This is a genomic window from Bacteroidota bacterium (assembly GCA_018698135.1).
Lineage (GTDB): Bacteria > Bacteroidota > Bacteroidia > CAILMK01 > JAAYUY01 > JABINZ01.
In genome coordinates this window covers 1-3,061 of sequence record JABINZ010000284.1, presented here as the reverse complement: position 1 = coordinate 3,061, position 3,061 = coordinate 1, and the positions used below count along the sequence as shown (strand labels likewise).

The window sequence follows — 3,061 nt, the reverse complement described above, 5'->3', positions numbered from 1 at the left end:
GTTGAATGTATTTACTTCCTACATTCAATTCTATTTTCTTAATCATAATTCATACTAGCGTATTATTCATAAAGGACTTCAAAAGTGATTGAATAATCATGAATTAATATTAAGGCGGAGTTTCTCCGCAGAAGCATTAAGGCTCGGCCAATAAAATTACTGAATGTTTGGAATTACCGCCTTCCTTCGTCCTAATGGACTTCGGAAGACGAAGGCGGAGAGTAAGGGATTCGAACCCCTGTTCCAATTCACACCGGAAAATGGTTTTCGAGACCACCGCATTCGACCACTCTGCCAACTCTCCTTGGGAAAAACAAAAATAGACTTTTGAAAATTCAGTATCAAAAAAAATATCACTCAATTGAAACAACAATGCAGAACATCTTCAAAACACCTTTTTATTGAGGCCATCTCAAAAGTCTTGTATTTCCTTCCTATGCGTCATTCCCTTGAAAAAGGGAATCTCTAATCAGCAAGATAGAGATCCCCGCTTTTGCGAGGATGATGTAGAGTAGGACTTTTGAGAAAGCTTCCAAGGATGAATTATTGGGAAATGGTGTTTGATTTTCAGCTCTTTACCCTTCAGGGATAGGGAAAAAAGAGCTGAATAACTAAAACATTCATACTTGTGATACAGCCTTTCGGGATGATTTGTTGTAAAAGCTTTTGGAGATATTCGGAATAATAAATTAATTCCAAAAAAAAAGCTACCCAAATTGGATAGCTTACATATACTCTCTAAAAACTCCTTTAACTCCTTCTATATATAAAGAGAAGGATGGGATGAGTCAATAATTAAAGGTTTTTAGAGAGCATATTTGACAATGTTTTAGATCTTAGAATTTATATATATTATCATCAATCAGTTTATCTGCAATTCTTCTTCTTGCCTCTTTGGTATTAACACCATGAACAGATGTCATCGCATGTAATGCCTGCATATATTTCTGATTATCATTGCCTTCAAACATATTGTTGATGGCATCTTTCCCTGCTTTATAAATTCGAGTTGCTGCATCATACATTAAAGTATCAAGGATGTCCTTATAAAGGGGCATATGTGATTCTCCTTTTAACTGTTCAAGCTTCTGAACACGCAGCAAGGTTGATTCTACTGCATATAAGTCGACCATCATGTCTGTAATATTCATTAATATTTCTTGTTCCTTGATGAGATCTTTGCTGAATTTCTCATTGGCAAGAACCATCATCATTAATACAGCATCCTTGAAATTTTGAACATTTTGCTCTTTTGATTCATAAAAACCCTCAACATATTCAATCTGATCGTATTTGCTCAGATTATCCAATATTTCTTTTGCTTTTTCAAACAAAGGGAAATCGCCTTTTGGAGCTTTCTTTAAGGTAGTGTCAACAACCAATAATCTGTTGATTTCATTGGTGCCTTCAAATATCCTATTGATACGTGAATCTCGATAGGCCCGGTCTACCGGAGCTTCAGCTGAATAGCCCATACCTCCAAAAATCTGAACCGCTTCGTCCACAACATAATCTAATGCTTCTGAACCATATACTTTTAGTAAAGCTGCTTCAATGGCAAATTCAGCAATTCCGGCTATATTGGATTCTCCTTTGTCCTGGCCTTCTGCCAGCATCGTTTGAATGATTTGGTTCACATCACCTGTTGCACGGTATACAGCAGATTCAGCTGCCCATGTGCGAATTACCTGCTCTGCAAGTTTGTGCTTAATTGCTCCAAAAGAGGAAAGTAAAGAGTTAAACTGCTTACGTTCATTGGAATAATTTACAGAGTTATTGATAGCTGTTTTACAAGCACCTAAAACAGTACCACCTAATTTTATTCGACCGATATGGAGGATGTTTAGAGCAATACGAAATCCCTGACCTCTTTTTCCAAGTAGGTTTTCAACAGGTACTTTCACATCATTAAAAAATATCTGGGTGGTTGAAGATCCTTTAATCCCCATCTTTTTTTCTTCAGGATTGATGGTTACACCTTCCCAATCTGCTTCTACCATAAATGCACTTAATACGCGATCATTATCGATTTTTGCAAATACAGTTAAAAGGTCAGCAAAACCACCATTGGTGATCCACATTTTTTGTCCATTGAGAATGTAATTTTTGCCATCTTCTGAAAGAACAGCTTTTGATTTTCCAGAGTTTGCATCTGAACCAGCACCTGGCTCAGTCAAACAATAGGCTGCTAACATTTCACCATTGGCAAGTTTTGGAATATATTTTTGCTTTTGTTCATCATTTCCATAATAGAGGAGAGGAAGTGTTCCTATTCCTGTATGGGCCATATAAGCAACAGAAAATGAATAGGCAGAGCCCATGGATTCATTTGCTCTCATGGATGTGACAAAGGATTGATCAAAACCTTCATATTCCATTGGAACTGAAATTCCGAGTAAACCCAATTCGCCTGATTTTTTTAGAAGAGATGCTATTAATCCTTCTTCTTGAGCATCAATACGATCAAGATGTGGAAATACTTCAGCCCCAAGAAAATCTTCACATGTTTGAGCAATCATCAACTGCTCATCATCAAATTCTTCCGGGATAAAGATATCTTTAGCTTTTGTTTGTTTCAGCAGGAATTCACCGCCACGCATTAATTCGTTTTTTTCCATATAACACTAATTTGATTCTAATTTTTGATTACACTTTTGCATAATACCTGAAAAAATTAGGCGCAAAGATATAAATATAGGTGAGATTACAAAACCCACTTTGGCTGTCTTTTAGAGATGTAATGCAAAGAAAATTTGTTTTTAATATATTATTTATATATGCAAATATAATGTGTTATTATTTTAATCCGCAAGGAGATGATAGATATCATATGCGATGAACTAAGGATATAGTGTGTAATAATTTTATAGTTGAAATTAGTACAAAAAATTGCATAAACTTCTTATTCAATTGTGGTTAGATTCCTTAATTTTGTTTTGATGAGAAAAATAGCTGTCCTTTATTTAGGACTTATAATGATACCCTTTTTTACCTTTTCACAATCATTTGAGCAGAAATCATTTGATATTGGGAACATTGGGGTTACGTTAAGTAATGTAGG

At 35.3% G+C, this 3,061-nt stretch carries 1 protein-coding gene and 1 tRNA gene; both read right to left on the bottom strand.

Going from position 1 to position 3,061, the window contains the following annotated elements:
* Nucleotides 1–215: 215 nt before the first annotated feature.
* Nucleotides 216–304, bottom strand: a tRNA-Ser gene (locus HOG71_17785).
* Between the two features lie 532 nt (nt 305–836).
* Nucleotides 837–2,618 carry an acyl-CoA dehydrogenase gene (locus tag HOG71_17780; GenBank protein MBT5992701.1) on the bottom strand — a complete coding sequence of 594 codons (1,782 nt, stop codon included), beginning with the start codon at nt 2,616–2,618 and terminating at the stop codon, nt 837–839.
* Between the last annotated feature and the right edge of the window lie 443 nt (nt 2,619–3,061).

Excerpts from the sequence above, each read along its gene's own strand:
- HOG71_17780 (MBT5992701.1), bottom strand. The coding sequence starts at position 2,618 with ATGGAAAAAAACGAATTAATGCGTGGCGGTGAATTCCTGCTGAAACAA.